The sequence below is a fragment of the Mycolicibacterium vaccae NBRC 14118 = CIP 105934 genome, from assembly GCF_001552715.1.
GTDB classification, from domain to species: Bacteria; Actinomycetota; Actinomycetes; order Mycobacteriales; family Mycobacteriaceae; genus Mycobacterium; species Mycobacterium vaccae.
The window spans coordinates 12706-32984 of the sequence record NZ_BCRS01000059.1 but is presented as its reverse complement, the minus strand read 5'-3'; the positions used below and the strand labels follow the sequence as shown (position 1 = coordinate 32984).

The following is a 20279-nucleotide window of genomic DNA, read 5'->3' as shown; positions in this document are numbered from 1 at the left end:
TGAATCCTGCTGAATCACCCTCCAGAGGGCAACCCTGCCAGCTTAAACCATCTTCGCTAGCGAGTCAAGATCCTGTCCTTCGCGTTTCCGCGGCGACTTCATAAGATTAGAGCGGACGCTCTTTCGAAGTCAAATCCGCTGGTCAGAGGCTTGCTAGCCTTTCGCGGCGGGACTTTTCTAGGTTACCCGTTCTATCTCGGCACCCAAACCAACCAGGTTTTCCACGAACTTCGGGTAGCCGCGGTCGATGTGAAAGACGTCGTGCACCTCGGTATCGCCGTCGGCTACCAATCCCGCCAACACCAGGCCGGCACCGGCACGGATATCCGAGGACCACACCGGAGCGCTGGAAAGCTGCGGAATCCCCCGCACCACCGCATGGTGACCATCGGTACGCGCGTCGGCGCCGAGCCGGATCATCTCCTCGACGAATCGGAAGCGGGCCTCGAATACGTTCTCGGTGATCATCGACGTGCCGTCGGCGATCGCCGCCAGGCCAATCGCCATCGGTTGGAGGTCGGTCGGAAATCCCGGGAACGGGAGCGTCGCGACGTTGACCGCTTTCGGACGTTCGTACTGGACCACCCGGAAACCGTCGTCGGTCTGGGTGACAGTGGCACCGGCGTCATGCAGCTTGTGCAGCACCAACTGCAGATGCGACGGGTCCACTCCCGTCACCGAGATGTCGCCGCGTGTCATCGCAGCGGCTATCCCCCACGTCGCAGCCACGATCCGGTCACCGATGACCCGGTGTTCGGTGGGATAGAGCCGGTCGACACCGGTGATGGTCAACGTCGAGGACCCGGCGCCGGTGATCTGGGCACCCATCTGGTTCAGCATCATGCACAAGTCGGCGACGTCCGGTTCGCGGGCGGCGTTGTGGATCGTCGTGACCCCCTCGGCCAGCACCGCCGCCATCAGGATGTTCTCGGTCGCTCCGACCGACGGAAACTCCAGCTGGATCTCGGCACCGTGCAGATGCTCGGCCTCGGCGACCACACACCCGTGCTCGATGTTGCACCGCGCCCCGAGCTGACGCAGGCCGGCTTGATGCATGTCCAGCGGCCGCGATCCGATCGCGTCGCCACCGGGAAGAGCGACCTTCGCCTTCTTGCACCTGCCCACCAACGGGCCGAGCACACACACCGACGCGCGGAATTGACGCACCGCCGCGAAGTCGGCGTCGTACTTGAGTTCATCGGGCGAAGTGATCCGGACGACATCACCGACCAGCTCCACCGTTGCACCGAGTCCGCGCAGGACTTCGGCCATCAGGGGGACGTCGAGAATGTCCGGGCAATTGGTGATCGTGCTGGTGCCCTCGGCGAGCAGAGCCGCCGCCATCAGCTTCAGCACGCTGTTCTTGGCGCCCCCGACGGCCACTTCTCCTGATAACCGGCAACCACCCGTTACCACGAAACGCTCGCTCACGCCGGTCAGTGTAAACAGCGCGGTCGACCGTGTCAGGCTGCCGAGCCACCGCTCAGGACACAGCCCGGTACCGTTCTGGCCATGGCTGTACACCTGACACGGATATATACCCGGACCGGCGACGATGGCACGACGGGGCTCAGCGATTTCAGCCGCGTTTCCAAGAGCGATGCACGCCTGTGTGCCTATGCCGACTGTGACGAAGCGAACGCGGCGATCGGGGTTGCGGTCGCCCTCGGACATCCCGACGAGCGGATCCTGCCGGTACTGCTCCAGATCCAGAATGACCTGTTCGATGCGGGTGCCGACCTGTCCACGCCGGTGGTGGAGAACCCCGAGTATCCCCCGCTGCGTATCCAGCAGAGTTACATCGATCGATTGGAGAAGTGGTGCGACGAGTTCAATGAGCCGCTGCCTGCGCTGAACTCGTTCATCCTGCCCGGCGGCACGGCGTTGTCGGCACTGCTCCATGTCGCCCGCACGGTGACCCGACGGGCCGAACGGTCCGCGTGGCATGCCGTCGACACCCACGGCGACTCGGTCAACGTGCTCCCGGCGAAGTATCTGAACCGGCTGTCGGACCTGCTGTTCATCCTGTCCCGGGTGGCCAATCCAGACGGCGACGTGCTGTGGCAGCCGGGTGGGCAGCGGGACTAGGGGTCGGTAACGGGCAGCGTCAGTAGCTGCGGCGGCGCGCCCGCGGAGACGGGCGCGACTCCAACCATGAGGTGAACGCGGTCAACGCGCCGCGGTCGAGCGCGATTTCGTAGCCGCGGCCCCGTTCGGGGCCTGCGTCACGCAGTTCGAGGATGACGATCTCGTCGGTCATGATGTCGAACTCGTCGCCGCGCGGCGATCGGCGCGACACGATCTCCAGCCCACGCCTGCTCAACGTACGGTCCGGCCACCACCGCAGGCTCGACAACCGGTAGAAGCCAGCCTCACCACCGCGGTATCGCATCACGCCGTGGCGCCAACCGTGACCGCCGTTGGCCGGAAAGTCACGCAAGATGGCCGCGGTGCCGCCGACCTGTCGCAGCTTCCACAGCCGATACGTCAGGGCGCCGACGGCGACCAAGAGCACACCGACGAGCGCGGCCATAAACAGCATGGACGCGCTCATCGGCGGTCAGTCCAGTTGGCCGAGGGCGCGCAGGCGCGCGCGTCCCCATGCCGCGGTCCGCTCGTCGTCGGACTCCGAATCCTGCTTGGCCTGGTCGGCGTTGATCTCCGACTCGAATTCCGCGTTCTCCACGAGAATGCGGACAGCCTCCTCGGTGACGGACAGAAATCCGCCGTCGACCGCGATCCGCAGGTCGTCTTCGCCGTCGCGTTCGACCCGGACCATGGCGTCGTCCACCAGCTGGGCGACCAGCGGGATGTGCCGCGGGAGGATGCCGATCTCGCCGGCGGTGGTGCGGGTGAACACGAACGTCGCGTCACCCGACCACAGCTCGCGCTCCACGGCGACGATCTCGACGTGCAGGTCAGCCATGCTGAACCACCTTCCGCTGAATGCTCTTCGCGCAGACGGTCATCGCGCCGATGCCCGCCGCACTCACAGCTTGGCGCCGAGGCTCTCGGCCTTCTTCGCCAGGTCGTCGAGTCCACCGATGAGGAAGAACGCCTGCTCGGGCAGGTGGTCGAAGTCGCCCTTGGTCAGCTTGTCGAAGGCCTCGATGGTCTCCTTCAGCGGCACCGTCGAGCCGGGCTGGCCGGTGAACTGCTCGGCCGCCATCATGTTCTGGCTAAGGAAGCGCTCGATGCGGCGGGCACGCTGCACCAACTGCTTGTCCTCCTCGGCCAGCTCGTCGATACCGAGGATCGCGATGATGTCCTGGAGATCCTTGTAGCGCTGCAGGATGCGGATGACTTCCTGGGCGACGCGGTAGTGCTCGTCGCCGACCACGGCCGGATCGAGGATCGTCGACGACGACGCCAGCGGGTCCACCGCCGGGAAGATGCCCTTGGAGAACACCGTACGAGAGAGCTCGGTGGTGGCGTCGAGGTGCGCGAACGTGGTCGCCGGCGCCGGGTCGGTGTAGTCGTCGGCGGGCACGTACACGGCCTGCATCGAGGTGATCGACTTGCCGCGGGTCGAGGTGATGCGCTCCTGCAGCTCGCCCATCTCGTCGGCCAGAGTGGGCTGGTAACCCACCGCGGACGGCATACGGCCGAGCAGCGTCGACACCTCGGAACCGGCCTGGGTGAACCGGAAGATGTTGTCGATGAACAGCAGCACGTCCTGGCCCTGCTCGTCGCGGAAGAACTCGGCCATGGTCAGGGCCGACAGCGCGACGCGCATACGCGTGCCCGGCGGCTCGTCCATCTGACCGAACACCAACGCGGTGTCCTTGAGCACGTTGGCGTCCTCGAGCTCGACCCACAGGTCGTTGCCCTCACGGGTGCGCTCGCCGACGCCGGCGAACACCGAGGTACCACCGAAGTTGCGGGCGATACGGTTGATCATCTCCTGGATGAGCACCGTCTTGCCCACGCCGGCACCACCGAACAGGGCGATCTTGCCGCCACGCACGTACGGGGTGAGCAGGTCGACGACCTTCAGACCGGTCTCCAGCATCTCGGTGCGAGGCTCGAGCTCCGAGAAGGCCGGCGGCTTGCGGTGGATCGACCAGTGCTCGAAGTCCTTGCCGTAGCCGGGCTCGTCGAGGCAGTCGCCGAGGGCGTTGAACACGTGGCCCTTGACCCCGTCGCCGACGGGCACCGAGATCGAGCGGCCGGTGTCGGTGACCTCCACGCCGCGGACCAGGCCGTCGGTCGGCTGCATGGAGATGGTGCGCACCAGGTTGTCACCCAGGTGCTGGGCGACCTCCAGGGTCAGCGTCTTCGACAGCTCCTTGTAGGTGATGTCGGCGTGCAGCGCGTTGAACAGTTCGGGTACGGAGCCACGCGGGAACTCCACGTCGACCACGGGTCCGGTGATACGAACGACGCGGCCTGCGCTCTTTTCGGCGGTAGCTGTCATTTCCTCTTCGCTTCCTACGGGGCTTGCTGTTGAGACTATTTCGCGTCGGCCAGCGCGTTGGCGCCGCCGACGATCTCGCTGATTTCCTGGGTGATCTGCGCCTGACGCTCGCGGTTGGCCGCCAAAGTCAGCGCCTTGATCAGATCGTCGGCGTTGTCGGTCGCCGACTTCATGGCGCGCCGACGGGAGGCCGACTCGGAGGCCGCGGCCTCCAGCAGCGCGGCGTACACACGGGTCGCGACGTAACGCGGAAGCAGGGCGTCGAAGAGCGTCTCCGGGTCCGGCTCGAACGAGAACAGCGTCTGCGGGCCGTCTTCGGGCTGTTCGTCGCCGACGTACTCGACCACCATCGGGGCGATGCGCCGAGCGACGGCCGACTGCGACAGCATCGACCGGAACTCGGTGAACACGATGTGCAGCTCGTCGACGCCGAGGATGCCGTCCGCACCGGCGTCGTCGCCCTCGTCGTCCGCACCGGACATGAACGCCGCCACCAGGGTGTCGGCGATCTCACGCGCGTTCTCGTAGGTGGGGCGCTCCGAGAAGCCGTCCCAGGAACCGATCACGTCGCGCTGGCGGAAGCTGAAGTAGCCCAGAGCCTTTCGGCCCACCGTGTAGAGAACGGGCTCCTTGCCCTCTTCGCGCAGCAGCGCGAACAGTTCCTCGGACTGCCGGAGCACATTGGCGTTGTAGGCGCCGCACAGACCGCGGTCCGACGACACCACCAACACCGCGGCCCGGCGCGGGTTCTCCCGTGCGACCAGCAGCGGGTGATCCAGTGCGCTGGCGCTCGCGAGCTCGGTGAGCATGTTCGTGATCTCAGTGCTGTAGGGCCGAGCCGCTTCGACTCGGGCCTGCGCCTTGGCGATTCGCGACGTGGCGATCAGTTCCTGGGCCTTGGTGATCTTCTTGATCGACCCCGCGGAACGGATGCGCCCACGAAGCTCGCGCAGTGTTGCAGCCATCTAGCTCTCCAGACCCTTCAGTGCCGTTTCCCGCCTTACTTCTTCGGGGCCGGCTTGCGGACCTTGACGGATTCCTTCTCGACGTCTGCCTCGTCCATCGCCTCGGCCTCGGCCTCGTTGACGACCACAGAGCTGCCGTCGGAAGCCGAGAAGCCCTTCTTGAACTCGTTGATGACGTTCGTCAGCTTCTCCTCGGTCTCCTCGGAGAGCTTCTTCGTCTCGCGGATCTCCTTGAGGATGTCGTCGTGCGAGGCCTTCACATGCTCGAGCACTTCCTGCTCGAAGCGTGCAACGTCCTCGACAGGAACCGAATCCAGGTGGCCCTTGGTGCCGAGGAAGATCGCGACGACCTGATCCTCGACCGAGTAAGGGGTGTACTGGGGCTGCTTGAGCAGCTCGACGAGGCGGGCGCCGCGGTCCAGCTGGGCCTTCGAGGCCGCATCCAGATCCGACGCGAACGCGGCGAACGACTCCAGTTCGCGGTACTGCGACAGCTCCAGGCGGAGACTTCCTGCTACTTCCTTCATTGCCTTGATCTGCGCGGCGCCACCGACGCGGGACACCGACACACCGACGTTGATCGCCGGCCGCACACCCTGGTTGAACAGGTCGGACTCCAGGAAGCACTGGCCGTCGGTGATCGAGATGACGTTGGTCGGGATGAACGCCGAGATGTCGTTGGCCTTGGTCTCGATGATCGGCAGACCCGTCATCGAACCGCCGCCGAGCTCGTCGGACAGCTTCGCGCAACGCTCCAGCAGGCGCGAGTGCAGGTAGAACACGTCACCCGGGAACGCCTCGCGGCCCGGCGGACGACGCAGCAGCAGCGAGATCGCGCGGTACGCGTCGGCCTGCTTGGACAGGTCGTCGAACACGATCAGCACGTGCTTGCCGTCGTACATCCAGTGCTGGCCGATGGCCGAACCGGTGTACGGCGCCAGCCACTTGAAGCCGGCGGCGTCGGAGGCCGGGGCTGCGACGATGGTGGTGTACTCCATCGCGCCACCCTCTTCGAGGGCCCGCTTCACCGAGGCGATCGTGGTGCCCTTCTGGCCGATCGCGACGTACACGCAGCGCACCTGCTGCTTCGGGTCGCCGGTCTCCCACGCCTCACGCTGGTTGAGGATGGTGTCCACCGCGACGGCCGTCTTGCCGGTCTTGCGGTCGCCGATGATCAGCTGGCGCTGGCCACGGCCGATCGGGGTCTGGCTGTCGATGGCCTTGATGCCGGTCTGCAGCGGCTCGGAGACGCCCTGACGCTGAACCACCGACGGCGCCTGGAGTTCCAGGGCGCGGCGGCCTTCGGCCTCGATGTCGCCCTGGCCGTCGATCGGCTGGCCGAGCGGGTTGACGACGCGACCGAGGAACGCATCGCCGACGGGGACCGAGAGGACCTCGCCGGTGCGCTTGACCTGCTGGCCTTCTTCGATCTTCGCGAAGTCACCGAGGATGACCGCGCCGACGCTGTGCTCGTCGAGGTTCAGTGCGACACCGAGGACGCCGCCGGGGAACTCCAGCAGCTCCTGGGTCATCACCGAGGGCAGACCCTCGACGTGGGCGATGCCGTCACCGGCATCGAGAACCGTGCCGATCTCTTCCCGCTCGTTGTCGGCGGCGAAGGAGGAGACGTAGTCCTCGATCGCACCTTCGATGTCAGAAGCCGAGATTGTCAACTCTGCCATGGCTTTTCGTCCTGCCTTTGTGTTGTTACTGCGCGAGTTCTGGGGCGGTCAGTCCGGCAGCCCGGTGCGGGCCGCGGCCAACCGCGAAGAGATGGAGCCGTCGATGACCTCGTCACCGACCATGATCAGGAGCCCACCGAGGACCTCGGGGTCGACCTCGAGCTGGATCGACACCGGGGTGCCGTAGATCCGGCTGAGCACCTCGGTCAACCGGGTGCGCTGCGCATCGGAGAGGTCGGCTGCGGCGGTGACCTCGGCGACGGCCTCACCGCGCCGGGCGACCGCAAGCTCCGCCAGGTCGTTGACCGCGGAGTCGGCGGTTTCGCCGCGCAGCAGTTCGACCGTCTGGATCAGCAGGGCCTTGACGGTGTCGTTGACCCCGTCGCCGCCGTCGAGAATCTTCGACAGCAGCGCCACGCGCTTTTCGGCGGGCACCACGGTGTCGGTCAGCAGCCGGCTCAGCTCGGGCTGCGAGTCGAGCACGCGGCTGAACCGGAACAGCTGGTCCTCGACCTCTTCGCTCTGGCCGTCACGCTCGGCGCGGACCAGCAGCGCCAGCCTGGCGACGTGTTCGATTCCGTCGATCAGGTTCGCCTCGGTGGACCAGCGTTGCGCCACAGCGGTCTTCAGCAGATCCAGTGTCGCGGCGTCGACCTTGCCATCGAACAACCGGTCGACCAACCGCTCCTTGGCCGAGGCGTCCTCGGCGGGCTCGGCCAGATGCTTGTTCAGCGTCGTCTGGTCCAGCAGCAGCGTGGCCACCGCCGAGAGATCGTCGGCGAGGGTGGCCAGGCTTGCGGCGTCGGCGCCCTCGGCGAGCGACTCGAACTTCTTGACCAGCTCGGCCAGCGCTTCACGGCTCGCGGCGCGCAGGTTCAGCGTCGCACCGGCCTCCAGCACCGCGGAGGACGGAGCCATCGCATCCAGCTCGTCCAGGAACCGATCCACGGTCGACGACTGCGCGGCCGGATCGGAGACGTAGTTGCGGACGATCTCCGCGGCCTTCTCCACCGATTCCTCACCGAGGCCGCTGCGCAGCTGCCGGATGAGTTGCTGACGCATCAGCTGAACCTGCTGGGCACCTTGGGCTTTGATCCGCTCGGCCTCGGCGTCGGCCTGCTCGGCCAGCTGTGAGGTGATCCGCTCCGAGTCCTGGCGTGCTTCCTCGGCGACCTTGGCCCCCGCCGCCTTCGCGTCCTCGACCGCCTTGGCGTGCATCGCGTCGGCGTCGGCGAGCTTCTTGCTGGCCTCGGCACTCTCGGCGAGCGCGACCCGGATCGCCTCCTGCTGGCGCTGCATCAGCCCCTTCACAGGGGGCACGACCCACTTGACGATGATGAACACGATGACGGCGAAGCCGATCAGCTGTCCGATGAAGATCGACATCTAACGACTCCCACCTGAATTCACGTCGACGCCCAGGATCCGGCTGGCCAGCGTCGCGGACAGGCCGTCGACGGAGGACTCCAGATCCGACCGAGCGGCCGAACCTTGTTGCGACAACTGCTGGTCCGCGGCGCTCAGCGTCTCGGCGACCTCGCCACTGGCCGCCGACCGCTTCTCGTCGACCACCTGGCGACCCGCGACACGGGCCTCATCGCGGATCGACGAAGCCTCGCTGCGGGCGTCGGCCATTGTCTTCTCGTAATCCGCCTGTGCCGCTGCGACCTGTTCGGCCGACTTGCGGTTGTCCGCGGCGGTCTTGGCCAGCATCGCCTCGCGCTCGGCCAGGACCTTGCTGATCGGCGGCACAACCCATTTCGAGATCACGCCGAGCACGATCAGGAAGATGAGCAGCACGGCGAAGAAGGTGCCGTTGGGGATCAGGAAGTTACTGGTCCCTCCGCCTTCTTCGGCGGCGACGATAGATGTGGTGAGTTCACCCATGCCGGTGGATTACTGCAGGCCCGGAGTGGCGAAGACGAACAGCGCCATGAAGGCCAGGTTGATGAAGTAGGCCGCCTCGACCAGACCAACCGTGATGAAGAACGGCGTGAACAGCCGGCCCTGTGCCTCGGGCTGGCGGGCGATGCCGGAGATCAGGGCGTTACCGGCGATACCGTCACCGATACCCGCACCGATCGCGCCGCCGCCCATGATCAGACCGCCGCCGATCAGCGCACCAGCCGTGATGATGGCGTTGGGGTCGATTTCCATTCTCTTATCCTCCTTGATAACTGGGGGCGGTGCCGCCAGAGTTCGTGATCGTTGGTCGTAGGGACTTAGCGGTTACTGCGTCAGTGCTCTTAGCGGTCGTCTTGCTTAATGGTCGTCGCTCTTAATGGTCGTCGTGGTCCAGTTCCATCGACTGGCTGAAGTACAGGATCGTCAGCAGCGAGAAGATGAACGCCTGGATCAGGCCGACGAACAAGTCGAAGGTCTTCCACACAGCGTTCGGGAACCACTGGATGTACCAGGGGAACATCGCGATGAGCGCCACCAGGATGCCGCCGGCGAAGATGTTGCCGAAAAGTCGCAGTGCCAGCGAGATGGGCTTCGCGAGTTCCTCGACGATGTTGATCGGCGCGAGGAACGCGACGTGTCCCTTGACGACCTTGATCGGGTGCCCGATGATGCCGCGACGCCAGATGCCTGCGGCGTGGTAGCAGATGAACACGAACAGAGCCAGCGCGAGCACGAAGTTGATGTCGGATGCCGGCGGCTTGTACAGCTCGCCTGCGGCGCCGTCCGAACCGCCGTACTGCCACGGCAGGACCGCCAGCCAGTTGGAGATCAGGATGAACACGAAGATCGCGACCGACAGCGGCAGCACGAACGGCGCCACCTTCATGCCGATCGAGCCTTCGATCTGCTGGCGCATCTGGATGGTCAGCGCTTCCCAGAACAGCTGCACGCCGCCGGGCACGCCCGTCGAGGTGACCTTGGACTTCAGGTAGAACGCCAGTGCGATGACGATCAACCCGGTGACCGCGGTGGCCAGGATCGTGTCGCCGTTGAACGTCATGCCGAACAACTCGAACACCATCGTGTGATGCCCGACGTGGATGGCGGCGCCACCTTCCTCTGCGGCGAGGATGGATTCGGTCATCGTCCCTGTCTTCTCTCCATTGAGTCCAGCCGGTTCATGTAGCTCAGATCAATCCTTCGAATCCGTGTCGAGCACGTTGAGTCCGTCGCGGCGGATCTTCTTCATCACCGGGATGCTCGTGCTCATCACGAGCAGCGCCTGGAAGATCGCCAGCCCGAAGAGCACGGCGAGGCCGCCGTGTTGCCGGAAGACGAATGCGACGGTGAGAGCGATGGCGGTGATGACCAGCAGGCGGGTGGCCGAGTTCACCGCCATCTTCTTCTTCAGGGGGTGTTCCTCGGCGGTGATGGACTCGACGGCCCGACGCACCAGAAGTGCGTTGACCAGTCCCAGACCGAGGCCGACACCGAAGAATGCGCCGAAGAGGATGTTGCCGGTGAACCCCGAGGCCAGCAGCGCGACCGCGGTCAGCGCGAGGCACACGATCAGCAGACGAACAGGCCGGAAAGCAACGGACGGGAACACCAACGGCGCGTCTTGCGCTGGCGTCGTCACTGCTTCACCTCAATCCGGCGGTCGTCAAGCATCGATGGGGTCGTCCCGCGGTTCCTGTGCGTGGCGCCCGTAGCGTATCGGAGGGCGTCGGGCGCGCTGGAATCACCCAAGGGGTTGCTCCCTGTTTTGGTCGAAATGTGGTCTGAATGTCGGTCGTCATGCCAGCCGGGGCGATGCTCTGATCGATGCCATCGAACCGCCCGGAGGCCGGCAACCCGTGAGGTCTTTTAGGTTCTCATGAAACCCTAACACATGGTGAGGGCCCTAAAAGAGGCCCTACTACTTTTTGTCGTACACCTCGTCCGGTGCGTCATTGCGGCGTCCCAGCAACGGGATCAGAGTGACCACGATCGCGATCACGACCGCGCCCGCCATGACCGCGGCGGTGTGCCGGGGATCGAAGAAGATCGTGCTTGCGGCTCCCAGCGCGGCGATGCCGACCCACAGGTAGATGAGCAGCACCACGCGCCGGTGTGAGTGGCCGATCTCCAGCAGACGGTGGTGCAGGTGCATCTTGTCGGGACTGAACGGACTCAGGCCCTTGCGGGTGCGCCGGATGATGGCCAGCAGCATGTCCAGCGCGGGCACCAGGACCACCGCGATCACCAGCAGGAACGGCGAGAGCAGCGCGAACACGTCGCGGGCGCCGTAGGCGGTCTGCGAGATGGGGCCGGCGGCGGTGGTCGATGCGGCGGCCAGCATCAGCCCGATCAGCATCGAGCCGGAGTCGCCCATGAAGATCCGCGCCTTGTGGAAGTTGTGCGGCAGGAACCCCAGGCAGGCCCCGGCCAGCACCACCGAGATCACCGCGGGCGGGTAGAACAGCACGTCGCCGCCGTGGTCGCGCAGCAGCCCGACCGAGAACATGCAGATGGCCGACGCGGTGATCAGGCCGAGGCCGGCGGCCAGCCCGTCGAGGCCGTCGACGAAGTTCATCGCGTTGACCAGCGCGACGGTGAACGCCAGCGTCAGCAGGATGGACCCGACCTGGTCGAGCACGATGGTGCCGACCCCGCCGATCGGGATGTAGAGCACGCTCCAGGCCACGCCCATGGTCACCAGCACGCTCGCGGCGGTGATCTGGCCTGCGAACTTGGTCAGTGCGTCGAGGCCCCACCGGTCGTCGATGAGTCCGACCACCATGATCAGTCCGCCGGCGACGACGACCGCCGGGATCCCCGACGAGTACACGAAGCCGCGGGTGAGGGCGGGCAGCTGCGAGGCCAGCAGCACCGCGGCGACGACGCCGACGTACATCGCCAGGCCGCCCATGCGCGGGATCGGCTGCAGGTGCACGTCGCGTTCCCGGGGGTAGGCGACCGCTCCCCAGCGCGTCGCGAGCACCCGCACCCATCCGGTGGCCAGGTAGGTGATGATCGCCGCGGTCAGCCCGACCAACGCGAGTTCGCGCAGCGGGACCCCGGCCCCGCGGTCGGAGAGCGCCAAGAGGCCCTCCCCCGCCTGCGCGACGGTCTCGGTCACTGAACCCAGATACACGAAGAATTCCAGATCAATCCGGGAGCGGACTGAGGGTCGAGGCGTCGACGCCCAGGACGTCGGCGATCGCCGCGATCGTCACCGGGCCCTCCCGCAGCACGCGCGGATGCGCGCCGGTGAGGTCGACGATGGTGGACGCGGCCTGCTGCTGGGCGGGGCCGCCGTCGAGGTAGACCTCGACGAGGTCGCCCAGCTGCTCCCGGGCCTGCGCGGCGGTGACCGCGGCGGGCATTCCGGAGATGTTGGCGCTGGAGACCGCCATCGGGCCGACCTCGCGCAGCAGATCGATCGCGACCGGGTGCAGCGGCATCCGCAGCATCACGGTGCCGTTCGCGTCGCCGAGGTCCCACTGCAGCGACGGCGCCTGGTGGACCACAAGGCTCAGCGCCCCGGGCCAGAACGCACGGATCAGTTCCCTGGCGCTGTTGGGCACCGAGTAGACCAGCCCCTGGATGGTGTGCCAGGAACCGACGAGCACCGGCACCGGCATGTTCCGTCCACGGCCCTTGGCCGCCAGCAGCGCCGCGACCGCTTCGCCGTCGAACGCATCGGCGCCGATCCCGTAGACGGTGTCGGTCGGCATCACGACCAGGCGTCCACCCTTGAGGGCGCTGACCGCCGACGCGATCCCGGTCTCGCGTTGCGCCGGATCCGTGCAGTCGAACATCTCGGTCATCTGCGATCCGCCTTCGCTTCTCGCTGGGTCACGTGGGTCAGCCTCTCACCCGGCCCGCACCGCGGTCACGAAGCGGGGCCGGCCGGTGAGGTCGTGTCGGGCGGTGACGTCGACGAACCGACCGGAGTCGGTGAACGCCGCGACGGTGCGCTCCGAGGTGGTGTCGTCGTGCTCGACCGCGCAGCGTCCGCCGGGACGCAACAGCCGGGCCGCGACGTCGACGATCCGGTCGATCACCACCATCCCGTCCGGCCCGCCGAACAGCGCGTGGGCCGGGTCGTGCTCGGCCACCTCTGGTTCGAGCCGGGCGTCGGCCGGAATGTAGGGCGGGTTGGCGACGAGCAGGTCGACAGTGCCGTCGAACTCGCTGAGCACGTTGCCTGCGGTGACGTCGGCGCGCACCACCGTCACCGGCGTGCCTTCGGTGTTGCGCCGCGCGTAGGCCAGCGCGGCGTCGGAGTCGTCGACCGCGGTGACGGTCGCGGCCGGGAACCCGGCAGACAGCGCCAGGGCCAGCGCCGCGGACCCGGTGCACAGGTCGACTATCCGGGGATTCTCCGGAAGTTGTTGCGCGAGAGCCCATTCCAGAAGCGCCTCGGTTTCGGGGCGGGGAATGAACACGCCGGGACCGACGTGCACGGTGACAGGTCCGAACGCCGCCGTACCGGTGAGGTGTTGCAGCGGCACGCGTTCGGCCCGGCGGGCCACCAGGGCTCGGAAGCGCGCGGCGAAGCCGTCGTCGGGGGTGACGAAGGCGACCCGGCCGCGCTGGGTTCCCGCCACGTGCGCGGCCAGCAGTTCGGCGTCGACCCTCGGCGACCCGACGCCGGCCGAGGCCAGCACCTCGGCGGCGTCGTCGATCATCTGACGCATCGTCACCGGCCGGTCGGCTACGTTCACGTGTTCTGCAACCGCGCTTGCCGGTCCGCCGCGGCGAGCGCGTCGAACAGCGGGTCGAGGTCGCCGTCGAGCACCTGGTCGAGGTTGTGCGCCTTGTAGTTGATCCGGTGGTCGGCGATCCGATTCTCCGGATAGTTGTACGTGCGGATCCGCTCGCTGCGGTCGACGGTGCGGATCTGGCTGGCCCGGTCCGCCGACGCGTCGGCCTGCGCCTGCTCCTCCTGGAGCGCCTGCAGCCGCGCGGCGAGCACCTGCATGGCCCGCGCCTTGTTCTGCAACTGGGACCGCTCGTTCTGGCAGGTCACGACGATGCCGGTGGGCAGATGGGTGATGCGCACCGCGGAGTCGGTGGTGTTGACTCCCTGGCCGCCCTTGCCTGAGCTGCGGTACACGTCGATGCGCAGATCGGACTCGTCGATCTGGACCTGTTCGACTTCCTCGGGCTCGGGGTAGACCAGCACCCCGGCGGCCGAGGTGTGCACCCGGCCCTGCGATTCGGTGACGGGGACCCGCTGCACGCGGTGCACGCCGCCCTCGAACTTCAACCGCGACCACACCCCGTCGGCGGAGTCGCCCTTGCTGGCGATCGACAGCGTCGCGTCCTTGTAGCCGCCGAGGTCGGAGGTGGTCTCCCCCAGCATCGTGACCGTCCAGCCGTGCCGCTCGGCGTAGCGGATGTACATCCGGGCCAGGTCCGCGGCGAACAGCGCGGATTCCTCGCCGCCCTCGCCGGATTTGACCTCCAGCACGATGTCGTCGGCGTCGTGCGGATCGCGCGGGGCCAGCAGGTCGGTCAGCTGGGTGTCCAGCTCGGTCACCTTGGCGGCGAGTTCGTCGACCTCGGCGGCGAAGGAGGAGTCGTCGGCGACGAGTTCACGTGCCGCCTCCAGGTCACCGCGGGCGGCCTCGAGCTTGCGGTAGGTCGCGACGATCGGCGACACCTGGGCGAACCGCCGGCCCACCTTGCGGGCGGTGCCCGCGTCGGCGTGCAGCTCAGGGTCGGAGAGGCGCTGTTCCAGCTCGGCGTACTCGGCGAGAATCGCCTCGATCGCCGGTGCGGCCTCGGTCATCTCGCCTCCTCTACTGTCCTGTGTCCACCCCGGTGCGCGAAACGGCGCCCGGCCTGTGCCTGAGCAACAGAGCGGGCGCCGTTCGGACGGCTACTGGTCGGCAGTCGTCTTGCGCTTGCCGTAGCGCTTCTCGAAGCGTGCGACGCGGCCGCCACTGTCGAGGATCTTCTGCTTGCCGGTGTAGAACGGGTGGCACTGCGAGCAGACCTCGACAGTGATGTTTCCGCTCTGCTTGGTGCTGCGGGTGGTGAAGCTCGCACCACAACCACACAGCACAGTGGTCTCGACGTAGTCAGGATGAATGCCTGATTTCATGGTTTCCTCTTCGATCGTGGGGTCCGGGTCGCCCTTCCCGTACCGGGAGGCTGCGGCGTGAACCGGAACCGAGGTGACGGCGGTCAATTATGCCAGGTCAACCGCCAGCAGCCTAAACGCCCGTTCGGGGCCCGCTATTCCTGAGCCACCGCCAGGTAGGTCTTGCCGTCGCGGCGCCACAGCGTGCGGCCAGCCGGTTCGGTCCCCATCGCGACGAGCTCGCGCTTGAGCACCTTGTTGGTCGCGGTGCTGGGCAGGTCCTCGGCGACCCACACATGGCGCGGCCAGGCCTTCGGCGACAGGTCCGGTTGCTCGTCGAGGAATCGGGCGAATTCGTCCGGGGTCAGCGTCGCGTCGTCCTGCAGCACGATCGCGGCCATCACCTGGTCGCCGACGAATTCGTCGGGCACCGGGTAGACCGCCACCATGCTGACCGCCGGCTGCCTGATCAGGATCCGCTCGATAGGCGCCGCAGTCAAGTTCTCGCCGTCCACCCGCATCCAGTCGGCGGTCCGGCCGGCGAGGTAGATCCAGCCGTCGGCGTCGCGGTAGGCCAGGTCGCCGGACCAGAACATGCCGTGACGCATCCGATCGTCGGTGGCGTCCGGATCGTTGTAGTAGCCCGCGAACATGCCCGCGCCCTGGGTGTTGACCAACTCCCCGATCGCGTCGTCGGCGTTGCACAGCGCGCCGTGTTCGTCGAACCGGGCGACCGCGCACTCGGTGCGCGTCTCGGAGTGGTAGATGGCCACTCCGGGAAAGCCCTTGCCGATGGAGCCGGGCGGGCAACCGTCCTCGCGGGTGATCGTCACCGCGTTCTCGGTGGACCCGAAGCCGTCCCAGACCTGGCACCCGAACCGGCGGGAGAACTCGGCGATGTCGCGGTCGGTCGCCTCGTTGCCGAACGCCACCCGCAGGGGGTTGTCGACGTCGTCGGGTCGCTCCGGGCGGGCCAGGATGTAGGCCAGGGGCTTGCCGACGTAATTCATGTACGTGACGCCGTACCGACGCACATCGTCGAGGAAGCGCGACGCGCTGAACTGCGCGGGCGCCATCGCGGCGCCCGCGTTGACCGCCACCGCCCAGCCGGCGAGCACCGCGTTGCTGTGGAAGAGCGGCATGGACAGGTAACACACGTCGTCGGGGCTCAGCTGGTACCGGCTCACCAGCGCTGCGCCGGCCAGCAGCACCATCGCGTGCATCATCTTCACGGCTTTCGGGTCGCCGCTGGTGCCGGAGGTGAAGATCAGCATGAAGGTGTCGGTGGCGGTGACCTCGCGGTGCGGAGTCAGGGGCCCGGCCTGCGCGGTGAGTGCCGTCCACTCCGGCGTGCCGACCTCGAAGACCCGCACCCCGGTCAGGTCCAGACCGTCGAGCAGACCCCGATGGGAGCCGTCGGTGAGCAGGAACTGGCAGTCGGCCCGACGGATGTCGCGGGCCAGCGACTCGCCGCGGCGGGTGTTGTTGATGCCGCACACGACGTAGCCGCCGAGGCCCGCCGCGGCCATCGCGGTGAGCATGTCGGGAGTGTTGCCGAGCAGCACCCCGACGTGCAGCGGGCGGTCCGGGTCTGCCGCGCCGATCAGCGCGGCCGCCTGGGCGGCAGCCTGGTCGAGGTGCTCTCGCCAGGTCCAGGTGCGGCCCTCGTGGGTCACCGCGATGCCGTCGCTGTCCACCCGCTCCCGCAGTAGCTGCTGCACCGTCTCGGTCAACGCGCCCCACCCTCCCCCATGTGCTGAACAGATTGAAAGAGTTGTCTACTACCGCACCGCGCGAAGCGTACCTCAGCCCTGGCGGCTGCTTCGTTTGCGAAGATATGCCGATGAACGTCGGGGCCGAAGCCAAACCAGCGCCCGCTTCCGGAGCGGGAACCGGGCCGCGGTCGGTGCGGGACCGGCTCATCGACGCCGCCGAACAGTGCCTGACTGCCAAGGGGATTCGCGCCACCACGGTGTCCGAGGTTGCGGAGGCGGCCGGTATCAGCCGCGGCTGGCTCTACCGCCATTTCCCGGACAAGAACGAGCTTCTCGGCGCCGCGATCGTGCGGCTCAACGATGCGTTCTGGACGGAGTCCCGGGCGCGTCTGGACCTGGTGACCGGTCTGGACGAGCAGATCGCCGTGGGCGTGGAGTTGGCGCGCAGGGAGTCCGAGACGCCGGGTGCGCTGGTCCTCAAGCTTCGTCAGGAGGAGCCGGAGGCGTTCACCGCGTGCGCCGGCCTCGGTGTCCGCGGGCTCATCCCCGAGATCGCCGCATTCTGGGTGCCCTATGTCGAAGCCGCGGTGGAGCGCGGCGAGATCCACCCGGCAACCGATTGCGCGGAGGCCGCGGAGTGGATCGCCCGGATCATGATGAGCCTGGCCACGGTGCCCGGTGAGCAGTGCGACGTCGACGATCACGCTTCGGTGCTGCGCCACGCGCGGCGCTACCTCGTCGCGGCGCTGCGCAGCGATCCGTCCGCCGGCTGAGCTATCGACGCAGCCCGGCCGGGTCTCGCCCGGTCATGAGCAGGAGCAGCGCGCTGATCGGCGCCGCCACTTCGCGGCAGGCGATCTGGCGTCGGTGACCGCCATCCGGTTCACCACGGCGTCGAGTCGGAAGCCGCTGCGCGCCGCCTCCAGCAGCATGCGGGGCATCCCGATCGTGGAATGGGTCAGACCTCACGACGCTGGGCGTCGATGTGGCGCCATACGGTGTCACGGTCCACGGTCGCCCCCCACATGGGACAGGAACGTCACAACACCTGAGAGGCAGCGCTTTCGGCCCCTATGAACCGATGAGTCGGTGTGGCCGCGCCGGGTCGGCACGGCCACACCGCGTCACTCAGTCGTGGTCGGCGCCGCCGGGGGTGTTCTTCGAGACCTGCACCAGGAACTCGTAGTTGTTCTTCGTCTTGCGCAGCTGGCTCATCAGCAGATCGATGGCCTGGTGCGGGTCCAGCCCGGACAGCACCCGACGCAGCTTGTGCACGACCGCGAACTCATCGGGCGAGAGCAGCAGCTCGTCCTTACGGGTGCCCGACGGGTTGACGTCGACCGCGGGGAACACCCGGCGCTCGGCGATCTTGCGGTCCAGCTTGAGCTCGGCGTTACCGGTGCCCTTGAACTCCTCGAAGATCACCGTGTCGCCGGTGGAGCCGGTCTCGACCATCGCCGTGGCGATGATCGTCAGCGAGCCGCCCTCCTCGATGTTGCGGGCCGCGCCGAGGAAGCGCTTCGGCGGGTACAGCGCAGTGGAGTCCACACCACCGGACAGGATGCGACCCGATGCCGGGGACGCGTTGTTGTACGCGCGGCCCAGGCGGGTGATCGAGTCGAGCAGCACGATGACGTCCTTGCCCTGTTCGACGAGCCTCTTGGCCCGTTCGATGGCGAGCTCGGCGGCTTGGGTGTGATCTGACGGCGGCCGGTCGAAGGTGGAGGCGATGACCTCTCCCTTGACCGAACGCTGCATGTCGGTCACCTCTTCGGGCCGCTCGTCGACGAGCACGACCATCAGGTGGCATTCGGGGTTGTTGCGGGTGATCGCGTTCGCGATGTCCTGCATGATCGTGGTCTTACCGGCCTTGGGCGGCGACACGATCAGCGCACGCTGACCCTTGCCGATCGGCATGATCAGGTCGATCACGCGGGTGGTCAGCTTGTCGGAGGTGGTCTCCAGGCGCAGCCGCTGGTTCGGGTACAGCGGGGTGAGCTTCTGGAACTCCGGGCGCTTGCGGGCTTCCTCCACGGGCTTGCCGTTGACGGTGTCCAGGCGCACCAGCGGGTTGAACTTCTGCCGGGGGTTCTTGTCGCCGCCCCCGTCGTTGTCGCGCGGGACGCGCACGGCGCCGGTCACCGCGTCGCCGCGGCGCAGGCCGTTCTTGCGCACCATGTTCATCGACACGTACACGTCGTTCGGCCCGGCCAGGTAGCCCGAGGTGCGTACGAACGCGTAGTTGTCGAGCACGTCGAGGATGCCCGCGACCGGCTGAACCACGTCGTCCTCGCGCAGTTCGGTGTCACGCTCACCACCGCCGCCGCCACCGTCTCCGCCGCGGTCGCGGCGCTTGCGGTCGCGGAACCGGCGGCCACGCCGGCCCTGGCGGCCGTCGCCGTCGTCGTCGTTGTCCGCAGCGGCGTTGCGGTTGCGATTCTGGCCGCCCTGGTGCTCGCCACCGTCGGACCGGTTGTCCGAGTCGGAATCGGAGCGCGAGCCCTGCCCGGAGTTCTGCTTGTCCCTGCCCTCGCGGTTGTCCCGGTTGTCCCGGCCGCCCTGCTGATCCCGCTGGGCGTTCCTGCGGCCCTCGGGCTGGCCGGACTCCGACTGCGCGCCGGCGGACTTGTCCTGGTCCTTGGCGGGCTGGTCCTGGTCCTTGGCGGGCTGGTCCTGGTCCTTGGCGGGCTGGTCCTGGTCCTTGGCGGGCCGGTCCTGGTCCTTCGCGGGCTGCTCCTTGGCGGGCTGCTCGGGGGCCTGGCCCTGGTCCTCGATGCTCGTCTGCTCGCCGGCGCTCGGACCGCCCTGCTGGCGGGAGGAACCACGACGCTCACGGCGCCGGGTCTGCGGCTGCGCCTCGGCGGACTGCTCGGGGGCGGCCTCACCGGCGCCCTGGTCGGCCGGAGCCGGGGCGGCAGCCTGAGGGGCACTCTGGCCGGCGGCGCCGTTCTTGGTCTCGGACTTGCCGTTGGCCTCGCCGCGACGCTCGCGGATGGCCGCGATCAGTTCGCTCTTGCGCATGCCGGAGGCGCCTTCGACGCCGATCTCCTTGGCCAAGGCGCGAAGTTCAGGCAGCACCATGCTGGTGAGAGCGCCGCGCCGGGCGGGGGCAGCCGCTGGGGCGTCACCCGCGGCACCAGGGGCTGCCTGGGCGGATGACGAAGCGTCTGCGCTCACGGTGTTCGGCAGCTCGCCGCTGTCGGAGCCGCCAGCCGTGATGAGGTCCGTATCAGTCACGGATTTCCTTTCTTCCCTCGATGATCACGTCACGCGAGGGTTCAGTGCGTTCAGCCGATCCGCTGAACGCCGAGGTCACACCACTGCCACCGCAACGGTGATCACCAGGTCTCGCCGGGATGCGACGAGCCGTCAGTCCACAAATTTGAACACCTGAAAGAAGATTCGTCCTAGTGTCGGCGCAGGTGAAGACGCTGCGATTGCTGGACGAATGCGAGAATAACCTGCATCCGGCATGGAAGCAAGAAACCCCATGATCCGCATGTTGTGCCTGTTACTCCC

General features: G+C 67.4%; 20 protein-coding genes. 2 read left to right on the top strand and 18 right to left on the bottom strand.

Features of this window, described 5'->3' with window-relative positions; genetic code table 11:
- Positions 1-177: 177 nt before the first annotated feature.
- The gene (murA, locus tag MVA01S_RS13410) at positions 178-1431 is read right to left on the bottom strand and encodes a UDP-N-acetylglucosamine 1-carboxyvinyltransferase (protein ID WP_003931035.1); all 1254 of its coding nucleotides are present in this window, start codon (positions 1429-1431) and stop codon (positions 178-180) included.
- Between the two features lie 81 nt (positions 1432-1512).
- Here murA and MVA01S_RS13405 point away from each other — a divergent pair, with 81 nt between their 5' ends.
- A complete protein-coding gene (locus MVA01S_RS13405) occupies positions 1513-2088 on the top strand; it encodes a cob(I)yrinic acid a,c-diamide adenosyltransferase (protein WP_003931034.1) in 576 nt (191 codons plus the stop codon).
- A 19-nt stretch (positions 2089-2107) separates the two neighbouring features.
- Here the strand turns inward: MVA01S_RS13405 and MVA01S_RS13400 are convergent, their stop codons facing one another.
- From MVA01S_RS13400 to fadD1, 16 genes are all read right to left on the bottom strand, one after another.
- On the bottom strand, positions 2108-2554 hold the full coding sequence (locus tag MVA01S_RS13400; protein WP_040541581.1) for a DUF2550 domain-containing protein: 447 nt from the start codon (positions 2552-2554) through the stop codon (positions 2108-2110).
- A 6-nt stretch (positions 2555-2560) separates the two neighbouring features.
- Entirely contained in the window at positions 2561-2926 is a 366-nt protein-coding gene (locus MVA01S_RS13395) for a F0F1 ATP synthase subunit epsilon (RefSeq protein ID WP_003931032.1), read from the bottom strand.
- Between the two features lie 63 nt (positions 2927-2989).
- Positions 2990-4417: a F0F1 ATP synthase subunit beta gene (gene atpD / locus MVA01S_RS13390; RefSeq protein ID WP_040541579.1), complete on the bottom strand. Its 1428-nt coding sequence runs from the start codon at positions 4415-4417 to the stop codon at positions 2990-2992.
- 35 nt (positions 4418-4452) lie between these two features.
- A complete protein-coding gene (locus MVA01S_RS13385) occupies positions 4453-5382 on the bottom strand; it encodes a F0F1 ATP synthase subunit gamma (RefSeq protein ID WP_003931030.1) in 930 nt (309 codons plus the stop codon).
- A gap of 35 nt (positions 5383-5417) precedes the next feature.
- Positions 5418-7064: a F0F1 ATP synthase subunit alpha gene (gene atpA / locus MVA01S_RS13380; RefSeq protein ID WP_003931029.1), complete on the bottom strand. Its 1647-nt coding sequence runs from the start codon at positions 7062-7064 to the stop codon at positions 5418-5420.
- A 48-nt stretch (positions 7065-7112) separates the two neighbouring features.
- A complete protein-coding gene (locus MVA01S_RS13375) occupies positions 7113-8450 on the bottom strand; it encodes a F0F1 ATP synthase subunit B/delta (protein ID WP_003931028.1) in 1338 nt (445 codons plus the stop codon).
- Positions 8451-8951, bottom strand: a complete 501-nt coding sequence (locus MVA01S_RS13370) for a F0F1 ATP synthase subunit B (protein WP_003931027.1) — start codon at positions 8949-8951, stop codon at positions 8451-8453.
- A gap of 9 nt (positions 8952-8960) precedes the next feature.
- Complete coding sequence (locus MVA01S_RS13365) at positions 8961-9221, bottom strand: F0F1 ATP synthase subunit C (protein ID WP_003931026.1); 261 nt, start codon at positions 9219-9221, stop codon at positions 8961-8963.
- Positions 9222-9342: 121 nt separating this feature from the next.
- Positions 9343-10113: a F0F1 ATP synthase subunit A gene (gene atpB, locus MVA01S_RS13360; RefSeq protein WP_003931025.1), complete on the bottom strand. Its 771-nt coding sequence runs from the start codon at positions 10111-10113 to the stop codon at positions 9343-9345.
- Positions 10114-10161: 48 nt separating this feature from the next.
- Entirely contained in the window at positions 10162-10608 is a 447-nt protein-coding gene (locus MVA01S_RS13355) for an ATP synthase subunit I (RefSeq protein WP_003931024.1), read from the bottom strand.
- 279 nt (positions 10609-10887) lie between these two features.
- A complete protein-coding gene (locus tag MVA01S_RS13350; RefSeq protein WP_003931023.1) occupies positions 10888-12105 on the bottom strand; it encodes a glycosyltransferase family 4 protein in 1218 nt (405 codons plus the stop codon).
- 13 nt (positions 12106-12118) lie between these two features.
- The gene (locus MVA01S_RS13345) at positions 12119-12781 is read right to left on the bottom strand and encodes an L-threonylcarbamoyladenylate synthase (protein WP_003931022.1); all 663 of its coding nucleotides are present in this window, start codon (positions 12779-12781) and stop codon (positions 12119-12121) included.
- A gap of 45 nt (positions 12782-12826) precedes the next feature.
- Positions 12827-13654 carry a peptide chain release factor N(5)-glutamine methyltransferase gene (prmC, locus tag MVA01S_RS13340; RefSeq protein ID WP_040541665.1) on the bottom strand — a complete coding sequence of 276 codons (828 nt, stop codon included), beginning with the start codon at positions 13652-13654 and terminating at the stop codon, positions 12827-12829.
- A gap of 23 nt (positions 13655-13677) precedes the next feature.
- On the bottom strand, positions 13678-14751 hold the full coding sequence (gene prfA, locus MVA01S_RS13335; protein WP_003931020.1) for a peptide chain release factor 1: 1074 nt from the start codon (positions 14749-14751) through the stop codon (positions 13678-13680).
- Positions 14752-14841: 90 nt separating this feature from the next.
- Positions 14842-15066 (bottom strand): 50S ribosomal protein L31, encoded by a 225-nt coding sequence (gene rpmE / locus MVA01S_RS13330; protein WP_003931019.1) that lies wholly within the window; start codon positions 15064-15066, stop codon positions 14842-14844.
- 134 nt (positions 15067-15200) lie between these two features.
- A complete protein-coding gene (gene fadD1 / locus MVA01S_RS13325) occupies positions 15201-16778 on the bottom strand; it encodes a fatty-acid--CoA ligase FadD1 (RefSeq protein WP_003931018.1) in 1578 nt (525 codons plus the stop codon).
- A gap of 104 nt (positions 16779-16882) precedes the next feature.
- Between fadD1 and MVA01S_RS13320 the strand changes: the two genes are divergently transcribed.
- Entirely contained in the window at positions 16883-17533 is a 651-nt protein-coding gene (locus MVA01S_RS13320) for a TetR/AcrR family transcriptional regulator (protein WP_040541577.1), read from the top strand.
- A gap of 355 nt (positions 17534-17888) precedes the next feature.
- Here the strand turns inward: MVA01S_RS13320 and rho are convergent, their stop codons facing one another.
- The gene (rho, locus tag MVA01S_RS13315; RefSeq protein WP_040541574.1) at positions 17889-19997 is read right to left on the bottom strand and encodes a transcription termination factor Rho; all 2109 of its coding nucleotides are present in this window, start codon (positions 19995-19997) and stop codon (positions 17889-17891) included.
- Positions 19998-20279: the final 282 nt, after the last annotated feature.